Genomic DNA, 19,795 nt, shown 5'->3' with positions numbered 1-19,795 from the left:
TCAACCTTTGGCGGTTGGTCTTTCGAAATACTGGACGAGGCAGAACTCGTGGTTCTCGGGATCCAGCATGACGAGAACGACACCCTCGTCGTAGTCGTGGCGAGTGCCTGACCATTGCCCGCCGAGGTTCTCGACTTGCTGCTGTCCGGCTTCGATGTCATCGACTTCGACGTCGAGGTGGATGCGAACCTTCGTCGACTTCGTCTCGGGCACTCGCTGGAACGTGAGTCGAGGTGTCGGACCTGATCGAGATCCGAGGGTCGCCCAACCTGGATCGTCACCGTGCTCATGCGACGGTTCGATGGCGAGCAACTGTCCCCAGAACGTCGACATCCGGACCGGATCTAGACAATCGATCGTCACCGCCGACCAGTGGTTTGTCATGTCACCCCCGTTGCTTTGGTTCCATGATCCATCAATCACAACTGCTTGAGTTCTACCATCGCGCTAGAATTATGTACATGACTACGTTGCCAATCGCCGATGTACGCGCGAATCTCTCCAAGTTGGTGGACGAGGCGATGCGCACTCATCAGCGGGTGGAGGTCACCAAGAATGGGCGCCGCGCCGCCGTGCTCATGAGCGCCGACGATTACGACTCTCTCATGGAGACGCTCGAGATTCTGGGCGATCGGGAAGCGATGGAGGCAATCCGCGAGGCTGACGCCGATATCGCCGCTGGCCGGGTCTACCCGCTGGAAGAGGTGGAGTCCGAACTCCGCGCGAAGGGCGTCATCACTTCATGACCTACCGAGTCGAACTGACTCGACGCGCTCGGCGAAGTCTGTCCGAGGAACTCCCCGAGGTTGTCGCGGCGGCTTGCTGGGAGTTCATCTGCGGTCCGCTCGCCGAGCACCCTCATCGGGTCGGCAAGCGCCTGCGTGACGAGTTGGCCGGCCGCTGGTCAGCACGGCGCGGCGACTTCCGCGTTGTTTACGAGATTCATGAGGATGTTGTGGTTGTACGGGTAATCGACGTACGGCATCGTCGTGATGTTTATCGGTGACGCAATTGGGTGGAGTTCCGCTTCAACGTGTGATCGGCAAAGCCGCGGGCAAGCAGTCGGGAGGTATACGGGTGGACTCAAAGGCTGGCGTGCTGTTTGAGGTATGCGCTGCTCTTGCTGCGGGCGACTCGCGTTCTGCTAAGGCGACCATTCGGTCGCGGTATCCGTTTAAGCCGGTAGAGAAGATCGCCCGCCGGTACTCAGAACGTCAGTCGATGAAGCTGTTCATGAGAGATGGCTTCATCGACCGCTACACGGGCAACCGACTCGTTAACCCCGGCGTTCTCCGACTCCTCCATGTCGTGCTGGGGGTCGACTTCCCGACACATCCGAACTGGAAGGTCTCAGAGACGCACCCCGCTTTCTGGGAGTTGTTCCCGACGGTCGATCATTTCGTGCCCGTCAGCCGCGGTGGGAGCGACGACGAGTCGAACTGGGTCACAGCGTCGATGCTGAGCAATCAGGCTAAGGACCAGTGGACGGTGGAGCACCTCGGTTGGGAGCTGCATCCGGCTGGCCCTGTGGAGGAGTGGGACGGGTTGTCGCGGTGGCTCGTCGACTATCTGGCGGCGAACCCGACCGTGTTGGCGGAGGCGGCTGAGTCCCACCGTCGCTACATCCGAACATGGCTTACCGCCACCAAGGCGGCGATAGAAGGGGATGACCAACCGGTGGAGTTCCGGCTCAGCGTTCAGCCGGTCTCCTAGTTATGTCAGACATACGTACTACAATCGGTCCCGTGGACACCGTCACGAAGCGTGACCTCAACCAGCGCACTTCGGCCGTGCTCGACCAGGTCACCGACACCGGCGAGGTCATCGTGACCGAGCGCGGTGAGCCGCGCTGGCGTGTCAGCGCCTACCGCAGCCAGGACGCGCCGTTGGCGCGGGCAGAACGCCAGGGGCGTTACACGCCGCCGGCGCCGGCGCCGGCTCCTTGGCCGGATCGACCGGGAGGCCCTGCTTACGAGTCCGCTGATGTCGACGCGCTTCTGGATGAGGTCAAGGGAGACCACTGACCCCGTGGGCATCGTCTATCTCGATTCCTCGATCGCGCTGCGCACGATCCTTGATGTTCCCGAGCGCGTCCGGCTGCAGGAATGGATGCAGAGCCCCGGAACCGATTTCGTCTCGTCGCGGCTGCTGCGCACCGAGGTCGTTCGCGTGCTGCGGCGTGACAAGAGGGCGCTGACGGATGGGACTCCTTTACTGGATCGCGTCGGGATGTTCGACATCACCAGGGAGACGCACGTCATCGCCGAATCCATCGAGCGGCACACCAGGACGCTCGACGCGTTGCATCTTGCGACCGCGCTCCTGATCGGCGAGCCGGTCACAGTGGCAAGCCATGACGCCACGATGAAGGTGGTCGCAGAACATCTCGGTCTTGCGACGACCGACCCCATGGGTTCGGATTGACGCTCTGGCCCATCAACAGCGCCGAACTGGAGCCTCGTGTTCAGCGGCTGAACCTCGGCTCGGAACCTGTTGTCGGTGCCCACGACTAGGGTGCCGCGCATGAAATTCGTTTCCACCCGCATCATCACCGCCGACGTCAAGCGGCTCGTCGCGTTCTACGAGACGGTCACCGGTGCCGACGCCGTCTGGGGCAATGAACTGTTCGCCGAGATTCCCACGCCGGTCGGCACTTTGGCCATCGGCAGTGACAAGACTGTGCCGCTGTTCGGTGCCGGGTCCGCCGAGCCGGCGGCTAACCGCAGCGCCATCATCGAGTTCATCGTCGACGACGTGGATGCCGAATACGAGCGGCTCCGGGAGTCGGTCGGCGAGGTGGTGACGGAACCGACGACGATGCCCTGGGGTAATCGCGCGCTGCTGTTCCGCGACCCGGATGGGAACCTGGTGAACTTGTTCACGCCCGTCACCGACGAGGCTCGGGCCAAGTTCGGGTTGTGAGAACGTGATTGACGTGCCGAATGTGCATACAGATCGCGATTTTCGCCCGAAACGCGATCTGAGTGCACGTTCGGTGACAATCCGAAATCTCAGTCGACGATCACCGAGATCTCGTCGCCCAGGGCATATCCGGCGGTCAATGGCAACCGATCCCCGCTCCAGAACGAGCCGGGATCGAACCAGTTGTAGTGCTTCTCAGTGGTGAGCAGGCCCATCTCCTCGTAGGTGATGGCAACGGTCTCGGCGCAGTAGGCGGTTTCCAGCCCGACCTGGCGATCGCGCGCCTTCCTGCGTTCGGCCGACTCACGAACCTTGTTGTGCACGAATGGGATTCCGCGGGTGAAATCGCTGACGACGGGGATCCGGCCGCGCAGCCAGCGGCCGGTGAGCCGGGCCGTGGTGGGAAAGGCCGTGCCGTTCATCCGGGCGATCACCTTGAGCAGCTTGTCCTCCTGCTCGCGGGTGGCGAACGGGGTGAGCTGACGTAACCAGCAGCGTTGCCCGTAACTGTGGGCCCAGCGTTCGACGGCCTGGCGGGCATCGTGCAACTGCACGCCTCGATGGAAGGTGCCGGTCCACATGTCGAGCAATTTGTCGCCGAGCTCGGCATGCCAGATCAGCGGCGGAAGGTCGTCGATGGCCACGGTCATACCGACGTGGTTGACCGGGCTGTTGGTCAGGGTCTGGATCGCCCGGTCGGGCCCGGACCCGCCGCGAAACAGCCAGATGTCACCGGTGCGGGTCTCCTCCAGCGCCTTGCTCAACGACACGGTGTTCGCTTTCACATGCGCAGCTTAGGCAGACTCAAGGCATGCGCAGCATCTGGAAGTGGGTCGGGCTGGCCGGTGTCGCCGGCGTCGTCGCCGGTGGTGTCATGGTGGCGCGTGATCAGCGTCGCCGAAACGCCTATACCCCGCAGGACATCCGGGAGCGTATGCACCGGCGGCTGGCCGAGGCAGAACAGGCTGATGCGAACCCGTAGCTAGCCGTGCATCAACTCCGCGATGTCGGTGGGGATCGGAGCGATGGGCTCGCGGCGCACCCCGTCGTGCGGTGACCACACCAGGTTCACCTGCAGTGCCGGGTCGGGATCGGGGAAGTCCGAACGTATGTGGCAGCCGCGCGTTTCGCGTCGTTCCAGCGCACATTCGAGCGTGGCTCGCGCCGACAGCACGGCCGACTGCAGGTCGAAGGCGTGTGCCAGGTCTGCGAACCCGCTGATGTCGGTGTGCACAGCCACGTCGGCCGTCCGGGACTCGATCTCGTCGAGCGCACTCAGCCCGGCCCGCAGCCCGGCTTCGTCGCGCACCACGCCGGCATGTTCGGTCATCAGGTTGCGCACCGAACGTTGCAATCCTCGGATGTTCTCGCTGCCATCGGCGGCCAGCAACCGGTCGATCTGGGTCTGGGCGGCACGGACGGCCGCCGGTGAACGACGTTGCGCGCCCAGCCGTGCCGAATACTGGCCTGCGGCTTGACCGGTCAGCCGGCCGTAGACCAACACCGCGCTCAAGGAGTTTCCGTCCAGCGGGCCGGCCCCGTGCAGTCCGGTGACGGCCTCGCCGGCGGCGTAGAGCCCGTCGACCTCGGTGCGGTGGTCCTGGGGCCGGACCGCGACCCCGCCCAAGGAGTGATGCGCCGTCGGGGCCACCTCGACGGGGTCGCGGGTGATGTCGTGCCCCTGCAGCTCCAGCAGCGCCTGGTAGATGCGCGGCAGCCGCGTCACGACCTGCTCGGCGGGCAGATGCGACAGGTCGAGCCAAACCCCTCCGCTGCGGGTGCCGCGCCCCGCCTTGATCTCGGTGTAGGCCGCCATCGCGACCCGGTCGGCGCCGGCCCGCTCCATCTGCTCCGGGGCGTAGCGGGCCATGAACCGCTCACCGGAGGTGTTGAGCAGATAGGCGCCCTCCTCGCATACCGAATCGCTGATCAGCGTGCCTGCCGCGGGCTCGGGGGTGAGCAACCCGAATGGCCGGAACTGCACCAGCTCGGCATCTCGCAACCGGGCGCCCGCCTCGGCGGCGAGCCGGAACGAGTCACCGGTGTTCTCGTCGCGGCGGGCCGTTGTCCGCCGCCAGATCCGGGAGTGCCCGCCGGTGGCCAGGATCACCGCGTCGGCGTGGACGAGATAGCGGGATCCGTCGACCAGATCGAAACCGTATGCACCGAACACGGCTCCGTCGTTCACCAGGATCCGGGTGATGTAGACGGTCGAGAGCATCGGAATCCCGAGCCGCAGCGCGTGTTCACGCAGGACGCGTTGCACCTCACCGGCGTCGACCCGACGCCGGTAGGAGTGCGCCCCGCCGGCATCGTCTCGTTCCGCGCGCAGGCCGAATCGCTCCAAGTCGTGGATGCCTTGAGCGGCACCCTGGGCGACCTGTTGCACGGTGCGCGGATCGGCCAACAACCGACTCTCGCGAAGAGTGTCGGCCGCATGCTGCTCCCACGCGCCGGCCGTGCCCAGCGCGGCGTTGATGCCGCTGAGGGACCGCCCGGTGTGGTCGTCGTCCGGTGTGTGCTTGCCCACAGCCGTGACCGCGATACCCGACTCGGCGAGCTCGATGGCCGTGCGCAACCCGGCCGCGCCGACGCCGATCACGAGGACAGACGTGGCGAGCTGGTGTTCGCGGAGCGACATGGACATCTCCTGGGGACAGACCGGTGGTTATAAGTACCGACCGGGTGGCGTCACGGTTTGTGACAATCCCGGTAGATTTCTCGCCAGTCGCGCACATCCGTGCCGGCCAGCCCCGCCAGGAGTCGCCCGCATGAGTGCCAGCCCGTTGCCCAACCTGGTTGGCAGGCAACGTGAGTGCGCCCGGCTGACGGAGCTGCTCAACGGCCTGCGCCGCGGCGAATCCGCGGTCTCGGTGATCCGGGGTGAGGCGGGCATCGGCAAATCGGTGTTGCTGGAGTTTGTGGCGGCCCAGGCCTCGGGCATCACCGTCACCACGGCCCGCGGCATCGAGGCCGACATGGAGCTCGCCTACGCCGGGCTGCATCAACTGTGCGCACCGTTTCTCGCCGCGATCGATGCGCTGCCCGTGCCCCAGCGCGACGCGCTGCGGGTCGCGTTCGGTTTGGCCGCCGGTGATCCGCCGGATCGCTTCCTGGTCGGCCTGGCGGTGTTGACCCTGCTCACCCGGGCCTCGGAGACGCGTCCGGTGCTGGTCATCGTCGACGACGCGCAGTGGCTGGACCAGGTGTCGGTGCTGACGCTGGAGTTCGTGGCACGCCGGCTGTTGGCCGAGGCCGTCGCGATGGTGTTCGCGGTGCGTGATCCCGAAGGGCACGCCGTGCTCAAGGATCTGCCCGAGCTGCGGCTCGGTGGGCTCGACCCGACGGCGGGCGGCGAGCTGTTGGAGGCCGCGGTGGACGGCCGGCTGGAGGAACGGGTACGCGACCGGCTGGTGGCCGAGACATCCGGAAATCCGCTCGCACTGCTGGAGCTCTACCGCGGGCGCAGTGCGGCCGAGCTCGCCTACGGCGTCGAGGCGGATGAGGCGACAAACCGGGAATCGGTGTCGAGCCGCGTCGAACAGGACTTCGCCGACCGGATCCAGATGCTGCCGGCACCGACCCGAACACTGCTGTTGATCGCGGCCGCCGACCCGGTCGGGGAGGCCCGGTTGCTGCTGCGTGCGGCCGAGGCGATGGACATCGTCCCCGATGCGGCACCGGCCAAGGCGGCTGGTCTGATCGAATTCGGTGAGTCCGTGCGGTTCCGCCATCCGCTGGTCCGCTCGGCGGTGTACCGCCAGGCCGATCCTGATGAGCGTCGGGCGGTGCACCGGGCTCTGGCAGCGGTCACCGACCCGGTCCTGAATCCCGACCGCTGCGCCTGGCACGCCGCAGAGGCGGCCGACGGACCCGACGAGGAGGTCGCGGCGGGGCTGGACCGCGCTGCCGGCCGCGCGCGGCAGCGCGGCGGAATGGCGGCCGAGGCGGTTCTGCTGGAACGTGCCACCGAGCTGACCCCGGACGTGTGGCAGCGCGGACGCCGGGCACTTGCGGCCGCCGAGGCGCATTTCTCGGCCGCCGCACCCGATCGCGCCACCGAGTTGGCCACCATGGCCAGCCTGTGCCCGCTCGACCCATTGGACCAGGCCCGGCTGGCCCGACTGCGCGCCCGAATCCTGTTCGGCCGCAGCCGAAGTGACGAGGCGGCCCCGTTACTGCTCGACGCCGCCGAACAATTCACGGCCGCCGGGTCACCACTGGCCCGCGAGACCTACCTAGAGGCGATCAGCGCCACCGTGTTCGCCGGCCGGGTCCACGGGCCGGCCGGCGCCAGGGCCGCGGCGGTCGCCGCCTGCGCCTCGGGTGCTCCGCCGTCGAACTCGCCTGCCGCCGATCTGCTGCTCGACGGTGTGGCCACGCTGCTGGCCGACGGACATGACGCCGGGGTGCCGGTCCTGCGCCGAGCGTTCGAACCGTTCGCGCAAGAGGAACTACACAGCCGCGAAGCGACCATGCGATGGCTGCTGCTGGTGCCGGTCGCGCTGGAATCGTTCATCCACTACGGCTGGGATCTGCCCGCGTGGGATGCCTTCGCAACCCGTGCGGTGCGGCTCGCCCGCGACATCGGCGCACTCGGGGTGTTGCCCCCGGCCCTGATCTACCTCGGCGGCGTCTACATCCACCATGGCGATTTCGCCACGGCCGCCCGCATGATCGAGGAGGCCGACGCGATCTCCGCCGCGACCGGACAGACTCCACACGCGTACGCCTCGCTGGTGTTGGCCGCGTGGCGGGGCGACGAGGCCGCCGCTGCCGGCCCGATCGCCGAGGCCAAGGCACGTGCCGCTCAGCACGGCGAGGTCTCGCTGTTGGGCGTGACCGGCTATGTCCAGGGAGTGCTGTACAACGGCCTGGCCCGCTACGACGAGGCGCTCGCGGCGGCCCGGACGGGCATCGAGCACGACGGTTACAACTTCACCGGGCTGTCGTTGGTCGAGCATGTCGAGGCCGCCGTCCGGTGCGGTGAGCTCGACGCGGCCCGCACCTCACTGGCCCGTCTGGTCGAACTGACCCACGCCGCCGATTCCGGGTGGGCCCGCGGCGTCAGCGCGCGCAGCCGGGCCCTGCTCGCCGACGGCGACGAGGCAGATGCGCTGTACCGCACGGCCATCGAGGAGATCGCCGGCGACCGTGTGATCGTGGAGGTGGCACGCACCCATCTGCTGTACGGAGAGTGGCTGCGCCGCAACCGGCAGCGGGCACTGGCGCGCGAGCAGCTCCGGACCGCCCACGAGATGTTCGACGGCATGGGGGCCACGGCGTTCGCCGAGCGGGCCCGACGCGAACTGCTGGCGACCGGTGAACATGTGCGCACCCGCGAAACCGGACCGGCGACCAGCCTGACTCCACAGGAGGCGCAGATCGCCGCGTTGGCCGCCGCCGGGATGACCAATCCGAAGATCGGTGCGGAGTTGTTCCTCAGCCCGCACACCGTGGAGTGGCACCTTCGCAAGGTGTACACGAAGCTCGGCGTCAGCTCCCGACGTGAGCTGCCCGGTGCCCTCGGGGCAGCCGGCTAGGGCCGATACGTGGTGCTCCGCGGCAGTCCGTGGGGTGGGCGCCACGGACTCGACCACGGACCTCCGTGGCGCGACGGCGGGCACGTGGGACCGAAAGTGGAACCATGCCGCCATCCGCCGACCTCGACGTGGCCCTCGACATCTTCCTGAGTCACCGGCCGCGGTTGTTCGGGATCGCCTACCGGGTCACCGGCGAGGTGTGCGGGGCCGAAGATCTGGTCCAGGAGGCCTGGTTGCGCTGGCAGCGCACCGACCGGGCCCGGGTCGAGAACCCGGCCGCGTTCCTGATCACCACCACGACCAATCTGGCCATCAACGTGATCCAGTCCGCGCGGCACCGTCATGAGGCCCCGACCGCGTCACCGTTGGGACAGCTCACCGAGTCCGGCGAGGACGCGTCCGCCCGCAGCGCCGAGCGGACGGCGCTGATCGAGGATGTGCTCGCCTTGCTCATGGCCAGGTTGTCGCCGGGGGAGCTGGCCGCCTATCTGCTGCGCAAGGGATTCGGCTACCCCTATGCCGACGTTGCCGCGCTGCTGACGCTCAGCGTCGCCAATGCCCGCCAGCTGGTTCGTCGCGCCCAGACCCGGTTGGATGTGGGCCGGCGCGTGACACCGGTTCCGGTGGGGGCGCACCGCCGCCTGGTCAAGGCGTTTCTGGCGGCGGCCCACACCGGCGAACTGCGGGAGTTGGAGCGGGTGCTGGTCGAGGATTTCGCGTGCTCACGAGCGGCGTGACCAGCTGGTCGACCTGGTCGGTCGACACGCTGCGCGTCGAGAACATGGAGCGCAGGGGCACCGGCCGGCTGCTCGGCCGGCATCGGGAATGTGCGACGCTCGACGACCTCGTCGCGGGGGCGGTGAATGGTCGCAGCGCATCGGTGGTGTTACGTGGTGAGGCGGGGATCGGCAAGACCGCGCTGTTGGACCACGTGGCCGAGCACGCCCCGGGCTGCCGGGTGGCACGCATCACGGGTGTCGAGGCGGAGGCCGAACTGGCTTTCGGTGCGCTGCACCAACTCTGCGCGCCGTTCACCGATCATCTCGACCGGCTGCCGGATCCGCAGCGGGCGGCGCTACAGGCGGCCTTCGGGTTCGGGGGCGGCGCTCCTCCCGATCGCTTCTTGGTCGGATTGGCCGTCTTGAGCCTGCTGGCCGACGCAGCCGCGCGCAAGCCCGTGGTCTGCCTGATCGACGATGCCCAGTGGCTGGACCAGATGTCGGCCCACACACTGTCTTTCGTCGCCCGTCGGCTCCTGGCCGAGCGCGTGGCGCTGGTGTTTGCCGTGCGTGAACCGGTCCGCGTCGACGCGCTGAAGGAGTTGCCCCGACTGCAGGTGGAGGGTCTGGGTGAGCACGATGCCCGCGCCCTGCTGGCCGCGGGAACGCCTGGCCGGATCGACGACCGTGTCCTGCACCGCATCCTGGCCGAGGCCCGAGGCAATCCGCTTGCGCTGCTCGAACTTCCCCGCGAGGTTGGGCAGACCCCTCCGGTCGCCGGGCCCGGACGCTCGCCCGATGAGCCGCCGGCCCACCGGATCGAGACCGGCTTCCGGCGACGTCTCGGCTCCCTGTCGCTCGATGCCCAACGTCTGATCCTGCTCGCGGCGGCCGATCCGGTGGGCGATGTGGTACTGCTGCGGCGCGCCGCAGCGGGGCTCGGCATCGATATGGCCGCTGCCGGCCTGGAAACCGAGGAGGCCGATCTGCTCACCGTGGGCACCATGGTCCGGTTCCGTCATCCGCTGGTGCGGTCGGCGGCCTACCGGTCGGCGACACTCCAGCAGCGGCAGCAGGTGCACCGGGCGCTGGCCGAGGCGACCGATCCAGACCATGACCCGGATCGCCGGGTGTGGCATTTGGCCAGTGCCGCAGAGGTTCCCGACGAGGAGGTGGCCGCCGGTCTGGAGTGGGCGGCTGACCGGGCCCGGGCGCGCGGTGGTGCGGCCGCGGCCGCAGCCTTTCTTGACCGGGCCGTCCAACTGACCCCAGACCCGTACCGTCGCGGCACCCGTGCCCTGGCCGCGGCCCAGGCCAAGAGCGAGGCAGGGGAGTTCGGCGACGCTCTCGATTTGCTCGACGTCGGTGCCGCCCAGCCGCTGGACGAGCAGCAGCGAGCACTCGCGGAATTGATCCGCGGACGCAGCCTGTTCTCGTTCCGCAGCGCGAGCGCGGGGCTGCCGTTACTGCTGAGCGCCGCCAAACAGCTTGAGCCACTTGATGCTGCACTGGCCACCGAGACCTATCGCGATGCCATCTACGCCGCGCTCACCGCCGGCCGGTTGTCGGGGGACACCGGTGTCGAGCAGGTCGCGGCGGCCGTCCTGACGATGCCCCGCCCGGTGAATCCGACGCGGGCGGATCAGCTGCTCGAGGGGGTGTCCCGGATAACGGTCGACGGTTACGCGGCCGGTGCGTCGCTGGTTCAGCGCGCCCTGACCGCCTACCGGACGGCCCCCATCGGAGCCCAGGAAGGACTGGGTTGGCTGCCGTTGGCATGCCGATTGGCGCACAACACTTGGGAATTCGATGCCTGGTCGGCACTGTCGGCAACCCTGGTGGAACTGGCGGTCGAGGCCGGTGCGCTCGCGGTGCTGCCGTCGGCGCTGTTGCTGCGGTTGTCGAACCGGGTTTACGCCGGCGACCTGGCCGCATCCGACGCGTTGGTCAGCCAGGCAGCTACCTTGGGTGAGGTGATCGGCAGCAGTTTCTTCGCGCGTTACGGCGCGGTGGTGGTCGAGCCCTGGCGCGGCGACGAGATGCGGACGCGGCAGGCGATCGACTCGATCACCGGTGATCCGATGTTGCACGGGGAGGGTAAGACGCTGACGGCGACGGAATGGTCGGCCGCGGTGCTCTACAACGGACTCGGCCGGTACGAGGAGGCGCTCGCAGCCGCGCGTCGCGGGTCGGCGTACCCGCGGGAGCTCGGTCTGTCGACGTGGTCGATGGTCGAATTGGTGGAGGCCGCAGCGCGACTCGGCCGGTCCGGGGAAGCCGAAGACGCGGTGCGGCATATCGAAGGCATGGCTGCGGCCAGTCAAACCTACTGGGCGCGTGGCACCGCCGCATACGTTCGCGCGCTGGTCGCCGACGGCGCAGCCGCGGAAGAACACCATCGGGAAGCGATCGAGTTACTCGGGCTCTCAGGCGTGGGAATGCTCACGGCCCGAGCTCATTTGGTGTACGGAGAGTGGTTGAGCCGTGAGCAGCGTCACGAGGACGCCCGGCAGACACTGGGCCGCGCACACGAACTGCTGGGCGGCATCGGTGCGCGCGGCTTCGCCGAGCGGGCCGCTCGCCAACTTGCGGCTGCGGGCGGGCCGGTGCACGAGCCGTCGACCGCTCGATCGATGCCGGCCGGCGCGGTGCTCACCGACCAGGAGCGGCGGATCGCTGCGCTGGCTGCCGACGGGCTGACCAACGCGCAGATCGGCGCTGCGATGTACATCAGCGCCCACACCGTGGAATGGCACCTGCGAAAGGTGTTCAGCAAGTTGGGCATCCGCTCCCGACGGGATATCGCGGGGAGGCTGGCCGCCGATCCCTCGGCCTAGGTTCTGTCACATTTCGGCTATCCGAGCGGTCTATATTCATATGCGGCGGAAAACTTTTCACGACCTCGACGCCCAGGTTCTGATCGGTCGCGATGGCGAATGCCGGCTGCTGGATGGTCTGATGTCGGCTCTGTCGACCGAAAGCCGAGTGCTGGTGTTGCGCGGAGGGGCCGGTGTCGGCAAGACGGCACTGCTGGGCTACCTGCTCGGGCGGGCCCGCCAGTGTGACAGCAGTTTCCGCACCACTCAGGTCACCGGCGTGGAGTTCGACATGGACCTGGCGTATGCCGGCCTGCAGCAGCTGTGTCGGCCGCTGCTGCCTTACCTCGACGAACTCCCGGACCCACAGCGCCGAGCGCTCGAGACGGCCCTGGGGCTGGACACCGGGGACAGTCCCCCAACGGACCGGGTGCGGGTGGCGGCGCTGGCCCTGCTGACCGCGGCCGGCCGTGACCGGCCGCTGTTGTGCCTCATCGACGATGCGCAGTGGCTCGATCTCGCCTCACTGGAGGTGTTGTCGTTCGCGGCGCGACGAATGGAAGGACCGGTGGGGCTGGTGTTCGCCACCCGTGACGTGGGCGCTTTGGCCGGCCTGCCGGAACGGGTGGTCGGAGCCCTGTCCGATGCACACGCGCGCGAGCTGTTGGACTCGACCCTGGGTGTCCACCTGGATCCGCGGGTGAGTGACCGCATCCTGGCCGAGGCCGGGGGTAATCCGTTGGCGTTGATGACGCTGCCGGCAGATGACTCCGCTGCCGAACTTGGCGGCTCGTTGCGCCGCGGACATCCCCGCTCGGTGACCACACGAATCGAGCAGAGCTACGCCGAACGGATCGGGGCACTGCCGGAACCGACGCGGATGCTGCTTCTCGCCGCCGCTGCCGAGCCGATCGGAGACCGCGCAGTGCTGATCCGCGCCGCGCACAGCTTGGCGGTCACCGCCGCCGACTTGGCGCCCGCGGTGACGGCCGGTGTGGTGGAAGTCGGTGCCCGGGTGCGGTTTTGCCATCCCCTCGCGCGGTCGGCAGCCTACCGTGCCGCAGACCCGGTGGAGCGTCGCGCAATACATCGCGTGTTGGCCGAAGTCACCGACGCGCAGACCGATCCCGATCGGCGCGTGTGGCATATCGCCAATGCCGTGACTGGGCCCGACGACGAGGTGGCCACGCAACTGGAAGCCGCCGCTGGCCCCGCCCGCCACCGGTCCGGTGTCTCGGTGGCGGCAGCTTTCCTGCAGCGGGCGGCGCTGCTGACCTCGCACCCCGAACGTCGCGGCGACCGTGCGCTCGCCGCGGCCCGCGCCAAGCTCGACGCCGGTGCTCTGGGCGATGCCGAGGAGTTGCTCGCCACGGCGCAGCTGGGCCCGCTGACCGAACTGCAGCGGGCCCGATCGGCAGGGTTGTCTGCCCGGATGGCGTACCTCCAACATCGTGATGACGGCTCCGGTGCGACGACGTCGAGCGATATCGCCGCCCGATTGCACGATGCCGCACAACAGTTGGAAACCCTCGACGAAGCCGCGGCGGGCGAGGCCCGTCTGGAAGCACTCGCCGCGGCGACGGCTGCCGGCCGTCTCGGGAGCGTCCCGGCCGTGGCCCGCCTCGCCGAGTCGGTCGTTCCCGCCGCCGGTGAACCCGCCGCGGTGCCGGAGTTCGAGGCATCGGGCCGACTGGCCGCCCTGCCCGTCCTCGAGCAGGCCGCAGCCTACGAGATGTGGGATGACGCTCTCGCACACCGGCTCGCCACGGCTGCGGTGCAACGGTCTCGGGAGTCCGGCGCCCGGCACCTGCTCGCGGAAACGCTGTCCCACCGAGCCGTCGTGCTCATGCTGGCCGGACAGCTCGACGAAGCCGAAATGATGCTGTCGGAGGCACATTCGCGCTCGGCCTCGGCCGGCTACCACGCCCCCTGGCGTTACCCGTCGCTGCTACTCGACGCGTGGAGAGGGGATCCGGCCGACCTGGAGGGCATCAAAACCGGTGCGGAAGCTGCGCTCAACCATGGGGAAGGACGCGCCCTGGGGCTGGCCCAGTATGCGACGGCGGTGCTGTGCAATGGTCTGGGCCGTTACGAGGAGGCGTTCACCGCCGCCCGACAGGCCGCCGAGTATGACGACCTCGGGCTCTACGGTTGGCACCTGGTCGAGCTCGTCGAATCGGCCACCCGTGTCGGTGACACCGCAACGGCCGAGGATGCGCTCATCCGGCTGACCCGCCGCCTCGCCACGAGCCAAACCGATTGGGCGCGGGGAACTCTGGCGAGTGCTCGGGCACTGACCACCCATGGCCAGGATGCCGAGGCCGGTCACCTCGAAGCGATCGACCACCTGAGCCGTACCCAGGTTCGGATCCACCACGCGCGGGCACACCTTCGGTATGGGGAGTGGCTGCGGCGCAGGCGGCGGCGCTCGGCGGCACACGAGCATCTCACCGTCGCCCACGACATGTTCATCCGCTTCGGCGCCCAGGCGTTTGCCGGGCGGGCCGAACGTGAACTGATTGCCAAGGAGGGAAAGCCGCTTCAGCCCACGCTTGCCGGTGGGGACCATCTCACCGCCAAGGAGCTGCAGATCGCGACCCTGGCCGGGCAAGGCTTCACCAATGCCGTCATCGGCGAGCGGTTGTTCATCAGCACCCACACCGTCGAGTGGCACTTGCGTAACGTGTTCGCCAAGCTTGGGGTGACCTCGCGCCGACAGCTTCGAACCTTGGCGTCGGCGGGTTGACGGCAGTTCAGCGGCCGACGAACTCCACGACCACGCCGGTGAAGGCGTCGTTGTCGTCACCGGCGGCGGTGTGCCCGGCGTCGGACAGCTCGACGAATTCGGCGGCGGGCACCTTCTCCAGGAAGTCCTGCACACCCTCGGGGCTGACCACATCGGACAGTTTCCCGCGGATCAGCAGGATCGGGATCGACAGGTTTATCGCGGCCTGTTCCAGCTTCTCGACCCGGACGAAGGGATCGTCTTCCGGCTTGGTCAGAAACGCCGGATCCCAGTGCCAGTACCAACGCCCGTCGCGCAGCCTCAGGTTCTTCTTGAGCCCTTCGGGACTGCGCGGCTTGGTGCGGTACGGCAGGTAGGCCGCCACCGCCTCGGCGGCCTCCTCCAACGAGTCGAAGCCGTTGACGTTGGTGAACATGAAGTCGCGGATGCGTGCGCTGCCGCTCTTCTCGAACCGTGGCACCACGTCGACCAGCACCAGTTTGGTGACCAGTTCCGGACCTGCCTCGTGCGCGGCCAGGATGCCGGTCAAGCCGCCCATGCTGGCGCCGATCAACACGACAGGACGGCCGATCTGGTACAGCACATGCTGCACATCGGCGCACAGCACCTCGACCGAGTAGTTGGCGCTGGGGGAGCGGTCGCTGTCGCCGTGCCCACGTGCGTCGAGAGCGATCACGTGGAGCCCGCGGTCGGCCAGGATCTGTCCGGTGTTCTTCCAGGAGAACCGGTTCTGTCCGCCGCCGTGCAACAACAGGACCGTCGGCTTGTCGGCAGCCGACGCCGCGTCGCGGTTCCATTCGTCGCCGACCAGATTCAGGTCGTCGACCCCGCGGAACGTGACGGTCCGCAATTGGCTGTGCTCTGGTTTCCCGGTGCTCACGGACATTCCTCTCGCCAGGCCCCGGAGGTCACGTTACCCAGACGGGTTTTCGCCCCATCCGCGACCCGCTGCGCGGGCACGTTCCTAGAATTGACAATCGTGCAAATCGAGCCAGGCGAGGTGGCACGCGACGCCGATGAGCGCAAGGCAATCATCAAGGCGGCGTTCACGTGCCTGTCCGAGCCCCATGCCGGTGCGGTGCCGCTGGCGGTGATCTTGGCCCGGGCGGGGTTGTCCACCCGGGCGTTCTACCGGCACTTCGAGTCCAAGGATGCGCTGTTCTTGGCCATGCAGCAGAGCGGCGGCCGGTCGTTGGGCTGCCGTCTGGACCGGATCGCCGATGACGACGGCGGACGGCCGGTCGAGCAGCTCGCACAGTGGATCAGCGTCGCGTTCCAGGTGATCCACGATGCGCGGTTGCGTAATCACGCCGCAGTTCTGGATTCCGACGAGATCCGCTCGGCCAAGGGGTACGACGAGGCACAGGAACAGTGGCGCTTCGACCGGGAACGGGCACTGGCCGGGCTTCTGCGCCGCGGCCGCGACGATGGCTCCTTTCCACTGGCCAAGCCGGATCGCGACGCCGCGGCCATCCGCGCCGTGGTCAGCCATGAGCTGGCCCGTCTGCCTGCCGACGGGGACCGGGAGGATGCGTGCGCAGCGGCGGTGGACTTTGCTCTGCGAGCCGTGGGTGCGCGCACCCGGGACCGCTGATCGCGGTGTGACCGATGCCACGTACTTTGGAGCGCACGCGTGCCAACCCACGCGACACGTAGTGCCCCGAGGAGCAGATGTATGGCAGACGACAGCGCGGACGCCGAGCCTGTCGAGCAGACCGAGGCCGACGAGACCGCCGAGGCGGACGACGAGGTTGCCGACGAGACCGAACCGGCGGACGACGACCGGGCGGTGCCCGAGCGGCGACGTTTTCTGCGGACGCCGACGGCTCTCGGCGCCGTACTCGTCGTCGCGCTCGTGGCGCTGACCGGTTGGACGGGATACAAGTTCTACCAGGTTCAGCATGAACAGCAGCGGCGCGAGATGTTCGTCGACACCGCACGTCAGGCCGCGGTAAATCTGACCACCGTCAACTGGGAACACGCCGAGGACGACATCCAGAGAGTGCTCGACACCTCGACCGGTGCGTTCTACGACGACTTCGACAAGCGTTCGAAGTCGTTCCTTGAGGTCGTCAAACAGATCAAATCGAAATCCGTAGGCACCGTCACGGCGTCCGGGTTGCAGTCCTACTCGCCAGATGAGGCCAAAGTGCTCGTCTCGGCGACCATCCGCTCGACCAACGCCGGGGTGCCCGAACAGGCGCCCCAGGTATGGCGAATGGTGTTGACAGTGCAGGACGTTGACGGCAAGGCGAAGGTTTCCAACGTGGAGTTCATCCAGTGAGCGGCCGACACACGATGCCACCGGCCGGGCGTCGCAAGGCCGCGGCGGAATCTGCCGAGGCAACAGAGCAGGTGAGCCTCGACAAGGTCGCGGCCGAGCAACCTGAACCCGAGCCCAGCGAGACCGAGCCGGCCGAGACTGAGCCGGCCGAGACTGAGCCCGCCGAGCCCGAGAGCGCGGCGCCCGAGGGTACGGCGCAGACGGACGAGCCCGCGGCTGCCGACGAGCCCGCCGAGCCCGAGCCGTCGCGTAACCGCTCACGGATCCCGCTGGTGTTGGCGGCGCTGGCTCTGGTCCTGGCGGTGGCCTGTGGGGTGTTGCGCTGGCTGATCGTCACCCAACATGAAAGTGCCACCGCCCGAACAGAATCCGTCGAGGCGGCCAAGGATATCACCGTCCAGATGCTCTCGTATGAGACCGAGACCGTCGACCAGCAGCTGACCGCGGCCCGTGACCGGATGACCGGAGAGTTCCTCGGGACGTACACCGCGATGATCAACGAGGTGATTCCCGCGGCGCATGCTCAGCAGATCGCCGCGGTGGCCGATGTGCAGCGTGTGGGAGTGGTGAGCGCGAAGCCCGACCGTGCCGAGGTGGTGATGTACGTCGATCAGAGCGTTCAGGTGGGTAACAAGATGCCGGAGAAGACGTTGTCGATCGTGCGGGCCACGATGGTCAAAGAGGGTGACCAGTGGTTGCTGTCCCAGTACGAGCCGGTGCAGCCATGAGTGAGCCGCGCTGGATCGACGTGAACACTCCCGCGGTACAGCTGCGGGCGTTGGTGTGGGGCCCCGACGACGGGCCGGTGGCGTTGTGCCTGCACGGTTTTCCCGATACCGCCTACGGCTGGCGGAAGGTGGCGCCGATGCTGGCCGATGCCGGCTGGAAGGTGGTGGCGCCGTTCCTGCGCGGCTACGTGCCGTCGTCGATTCCCAGCGACGGCAGTTATCACGTCGGGGCGCTGATGGATGATGCGCTGCGGGTGCTGGACGCCGCCGGACCGACGGGAAACGATGCGCTGATCGGCCACGACTGGGGCGCCATCACCGCCTCGGGTCTGGCGGCGATGCCGGACAGCCCGTTCACAAAATCGGTGATCATGTCGGTCCCGCCGTCGGCGTCGTTCCGGCCGCTGGGCCGAGTGCCCGACACAGGCCGGCTGATCGCCCAGTTGCCGCGTCAGTTCGCCCGCAGTTGGTACATGATGTACTTCCAATTGCCTTGGCTGCCTGAACGATCCGCGTCGTGGGTGGTGCCGAAACTGTGGAAGCAATGGTCACCCGGCTACGACGCCGCCGAGGACGTGCGCCACGTCGACGCCGCGATCGGAGCGCCCGACCGCTGGCGGGCCGCGCTCGGTTACTACCGGGCGATGCTGCGCGGCAGCAAGCCGCCGGCCCAGTATGCCGAGCTCCACCTGCACTGGCTGTCCGCGCCGGTGCTGCCGACACTGTATCTGCACGGCACCGATGACGGCTGTGCCGCACCGGATTACGCCCGGTGGGTCGAGGAGATCCTGCCGAGCGGCAGTGCGGTGGGCATCATCGACCACGCCGGACATTTCCTGCAGTTGGACCGGCCGGACGCGGTCGGGCGACAGATCGTGGATTTCATCGGTAGTCCCGGACGGAACTGACCGGTGCGCCGACTGGCCGCAATCGACGCCCAGAACTGGTGGATGTCGGCCAAACTGCCCAACGATCAGTTCCTGCTCTACGGATTCGACGGAGTGCCCGCGGATCTCGGTGCCACGGTGGCCGAGATCCGGATGCGTGCCCAGCACTGCCCGGACCTGACCCTGCGTATCCGTGACGACTGCCGGCTGACCTACCCGGCCTGGATGCCGCGGACGGTGGGCGAAGACCAGTTCGCGATCCACCACGGTGAGCTCGGCTGGAACGAGTGCCTGGACGCCGTCGCGCAGCTGGCCGACCATCAGCTCGACGTCACCGTCGCAGCCTGGCGCCTGCACATATTCCCCCGGGTCCGTGCGATTCCGGGTGCCGCGACGGGCACTGTCGCGGTGTTGCAGATCTCGCATGCCCTTGCCGACGGGACCCGGGCCTCGGCGCTGGCCGCGTGGCTGTTCGGCCGCGCCGAGCCCGTGGTGCCGGTGTCCGTACCTCGAATTCCAGCCGCCCGGCTGCCCTGGCGGGCGATCGAGGCAGCCCGCACCCAGCGGAAGCTGGTCCGCGACACCGAATCCGGTGCCGTGCCGGCGCCGGCGCCGTCGCGTCCGGTGTTGCACAGCAATACCGAGCCGACCGGTGAGCGTTGGGTGCGCACCATCATCCGGCAGCGTTCACAGATCCCCGGGCCCACGGTCACCATCGGAGCCCTGACCGCGATCTCGTCGGCCCTGGACGGGCATCTGCGTGAATTCGGCGACGACACGAGCGCGCTCGCGGCCGAGGTGCCCATGGCCAAATCAGGTATTCGCCACGCGCACAACCACTTCGGCAACGTCGGCATCGGTTTGTGTCCCGAACTCGCCGTACCAGACCGGATCGTGCATATCACGGCGGATTTCGCCGAGCGCCGACGCCGCGCGGCTCACCCGGGCATGATCGCGGCCGGCCGAGCATTCGCCGCCACCCCGGTTGACGCTGGACACCACGGTGTTGCCGGTGACCATAGGCGCCCGCACCGTCGGGTCGAATTGCGCGACGCCCCACCGCAACAACGGGGCCGGGGTGGCGGCGAATGCTCGGCCGGCCGCGATCATGCCCGGGTGAGCCGCGCGGCGGCGGCGCTGGGCGAAATCC

20 protein-coding genes and 1 pseudogene are annotated in these 19,795 nt (G+C 68.1%); 15 read left to right on the top strand and 6 right to left on the bottom strand.

Annotated elements, in window-relative coordinates:
• The gene (locus A5699_RS01785) at positions 1-384 is read right to left on the bottom strand and encodes a VOC family protein (protein WP_067764460.1); all 384 of its coding nucleotides are present in this window, start codon (positions 382-384) and stop codon (positions 1-3) included.
• A 77-nt stretch (positions 385-461) separates the two neighbouring features.
• Between A5699_RS01785 and A5699_RS01780 the strand changes: the two genes are divergently transcribed.
• From A5699_RS01780 to A5699_RS01760, 6 genes are all read left to right on the top strand, one after another.
• The gene (locus A5699_RS01780) at positions 462-746 is read left to right on the top strand and encodes a type II toxin-antitoxin system Phd/YefM family antitoxin (RefSeq protein ID WP_082957529.1); all 285 of its coding nucleotides are present in this window, start codon (positions 462-464) and stop codon (positions 744-746) included.
• On the top strand, positions 743-1,006 hold the full coding sequence (locus tag A5699_RS28305) for a type II toxin-antitoxin system RelE/ParE family toxin (protein WP_076241659.1): 264 nt from the start codon (positions 743-745) through the stop codon (positions 1,004-1,006). The genes A5699_RS01780 and A5699_RS28305 overlap by 4 nt, the downstream gene beginning before the upstream one ends.
• 29 nt (positions 1,007-1,035) lie before the next feature.
• Positions 1,036-1,713, top strand: a complete 678-nt coding sequence (locus A5699_RS01775; protein ID WP_157561038.1) for an HNH endonuclease — start codon at positions 1,036-1,038, stop codon at positions 1,711-1,713.
• A 32-nt stretch (positions 1,714-1,745) separates the two neighbouring features.
• A complete protein-coding gene (locus A5699_RS01770) occupies positions 1,746-2,024 on the top strand; it encodes a type II toxin-antitoxin system Phd/YefM family antitoxin (RefSeq protein ID WP_197508167.1) in 279 nt (92 codons plus the stop codon).
• A 4-nt stretch (positions 2,025-2,028) separates the two neighbouring features.
• Positions 2,029-2,424 (top strand): type II toxin-antitoxin system VapC family toxin, encoded by a 396-nt coding sequence (locus A5699_RS01765; protein WP_197508166.1) that lies wholly within the window; start codon positions 2,029-2,031, stop codon positions 2,422-2,424.
• 99 nt (positions 2,425-2,523) lie between these two features.
• Positions 2,524-2,922 carry a VOC family protein gene (locus A5699_RS01760; RefSeq protein WP_067764450.1) on the top strand — a complete coding sequence of 133 codons (399 nt, stop codon included), beginning with the start codon at positions 2,524-2,526 and terminating at the stop codon, positions 2,920-2,922.
• 89 nt (positions 2,923-3,011) lie between these two features.
• On the opposite strand, the gene A5699_RS01755 is transcribed toward A5699_RS01760, so the two are convergent.
• Entirely contained in the window at positions 3,012-3,707 is a 696-nt protein-coding gene (locus tag A5699_RS01755; RefSeq protein ID WP_067764447.1) for a guanylate cyclase, read from the bottom strand.
• 26 nt (positions 3,708-3,733) lie between these two features.
• Here A5699_RS01755 and A5699_RS28900 point away from each other — a divergent pair, with 26 nt between their 5' ends.
• Positions 3,734-3,904 carry a hypothetical protein gene (locus tag A5699_RS28900; RefSeq protein WP_157561037.1) on the top strand — a complete coding sequence of 57 codons (171 nt, stop codon included), beginning with the start codon at positions 3,734-3,736 and terminating at the stop codon, positions 3,902-3,904.
• Here the strand turns inward: A5699_RS28900 and A5699_RS01750 are convergent, their stop codons facing one another.
• On the bottom strand, positions 3,905-5,563 hold the full coding sequence (locus A5699_RS01750) for an FAD-binding protein (RefSeq protein ID WP_067764533.1): 1,659 nt from the start codon (positions 5,561-5,563) through the stop codon (positions 3,905-3,907).
• A gap of 130 nt (positions 5,564-5,693) precedes the next feature.
• Between A5699_RS01750 and A5699_RS01745 the strand changes: the two genes are divergently transcribed.
• The 4 genes from A5699_RS01745 to A5699_RS01730 all read left to right on the top strand — a co-directional run bounded on the left by A5699_RS01745 (position 5,694) and on the right by A5699_RS01730 (position 14,746).
• Complete coding sequence (locus tag A5699_RS01745) at positions 5,694-8,465, top strand: LuxR family transcriptional regulator (protein WP_067764444.1); 2,772 nt, start codon at positions 5,694-5,696, stop codon at positions 8,463-8,465.
• Positions 8,466-8,569: 104 nt separating this feature from the next.
• The gene (locus A5699_RS01740) at positions 8,570-9,202 is read left to right on the top strand and encodes a sigma-70 family RNA polymerase sigma factor (RefSeq protein ID WP_067764441.1); all 633 of its coding nucleotides are present in this window, start codon (positions 8,570-8,572) and stop codon (positions 9,200-9,202) included.
• The gene (locus A5699_RS01735) at positions 9,184-12,021 is read left to right on the top strand and encodes an AAA family ATPase (RefSeq protein WP_369806643.1); all 2,838 of its coding nucleotides are present in this window, start codon (positions 9,184-9,186) and stop codon (positions 12,019-12,021) included. Before A5699_RS01740 ends, A5699_RS01735 begins: the two co-directional genes overlap by 19 nt.
• Before the next feature lie 40 nt (positions 12,022-12,061).
• On the top strand, positions 12,062-14,746 hold the full coding sequence (locus tag A5699_RS01730) for an AAA family ATPase (RefSeq protein WP_082957527.1): 2,685 nt from the start codon (positions 12,062-12,064) through the stop codon (positions 14,744-14,746).
• 7 nt (positions 14,747-14,753) lie between these two features.
• Here the strand turns inward: A5699_RS01730 and A5699_RS01725 are convergent, their stop codons facing one another.
• Positions 14,754-15,626: an alpha/beta fold hydrolase gene (locus A5699_RS01725; RefSeq protein WP_067764527.1), complete on the bottom strand. Its 873-nt coding sequence runs from the start codon at positions 15,624-15,626 to the stop codon at positions 14,754-14,756.
• 99 nt (positions 15,627-15,725) lie between these two features.
• Here A5699_RS01725 and A5699_RS01720 point away from each other — a divergent pair, with 99 nt between their 5' ends.
• The 4 genes from A5699_RS01720 to A5699_RS01705 all read left to right on the top strand — a co-directional run bounded on the left by A5699_RS01720 (position 15,726) and on the right by A5699_RS01705 (position 18,666).
• Positions 15,726-16,340, top strand: a complete 615-nt coding sequence (locus A5699_RS01720) for a TetR/AcrR family transcriptional regulator (RefSeq protein WP_231965535.1) — start codon at positions 15,726-15,728, stop codon at positions 16,338-16,340.
• Between the two features lie 81 nt (positions 16,341-16,421).
• A complete protein-coding gene (locus A5699_RS01715; protein ID WP_067764435.1) occupies positions 16,422-17,030 on the top strand; it encodes an Mce protein in 609 nt (202 codons plus the stop codon).
• Positions 17,027-17,758, top strand: a complete 732-nt coding sequence (locus A5699_RS01710) for a hypothetical protein (RefSeq protein WP_231965534.1) — start codon at positions 17,027-17,029, stop codon at positions 17,756-17,758. Before A5699_RS01715 ends, A5699_RS01710 begins: the two co-directional genes overlap by 4 nt.
• Positions 17,755-18,666 (top strand): alpha/beta fold hydrolase, encoded by a 912-nt coding sequence (locus tag A5699_RS01705; protein ID WP_067764430.1) that lies wholly within the window; start codon positions 17,755-17,757, stop codon positions 18,664-18,666. Before A5699_RS01710 ends, A5699_RS01705 begins: the two co-directional genes overlap by 4 nt.
• 299 nt (positions 18,667-18,965) lie before the next feature.
• On the opposite strand, the gene A5699_RS29765 is transcribed toward A5699_RS01705, so the two are convergent.
• Together A5699_RS29765 and A5699_RS29760 are read right to left on the bottom strand one after the other, a co-directional pair.
• The gene (locus A5699_RS29765) at positions 18,966-19,358 is read right to left on the bottom strand and encodes a hypothetical protein (protein WP_231965533.1); all 393 of its coding nucleotides are present in this window, start codon (positions 19,356-19,358) and stop codon (positions 18,966-18,968) included.
• 244 nt (positions 19,359-19,602) lie between these two features.
• A pseudogene (locus tag A5699_RS29760) lies at positions 19,603-19,795 on the bottom strand (DUF1298 domain-containing protein); the annotation flags it as partial.

It is taken from the genome of Mycobacterium sp. E802, assembly GCF_001666875.1.
Taxonomy (GTDB): Bacteria; Actinomycetota; Actinomycetes; order Mycobacteriales; family Mycobacteriaceae; genus Mycobacterium.
Note: the sequence above shows the minus strand (reverse complement) of the source record. Positions and strands in the feature narration are given on the sequence as shown.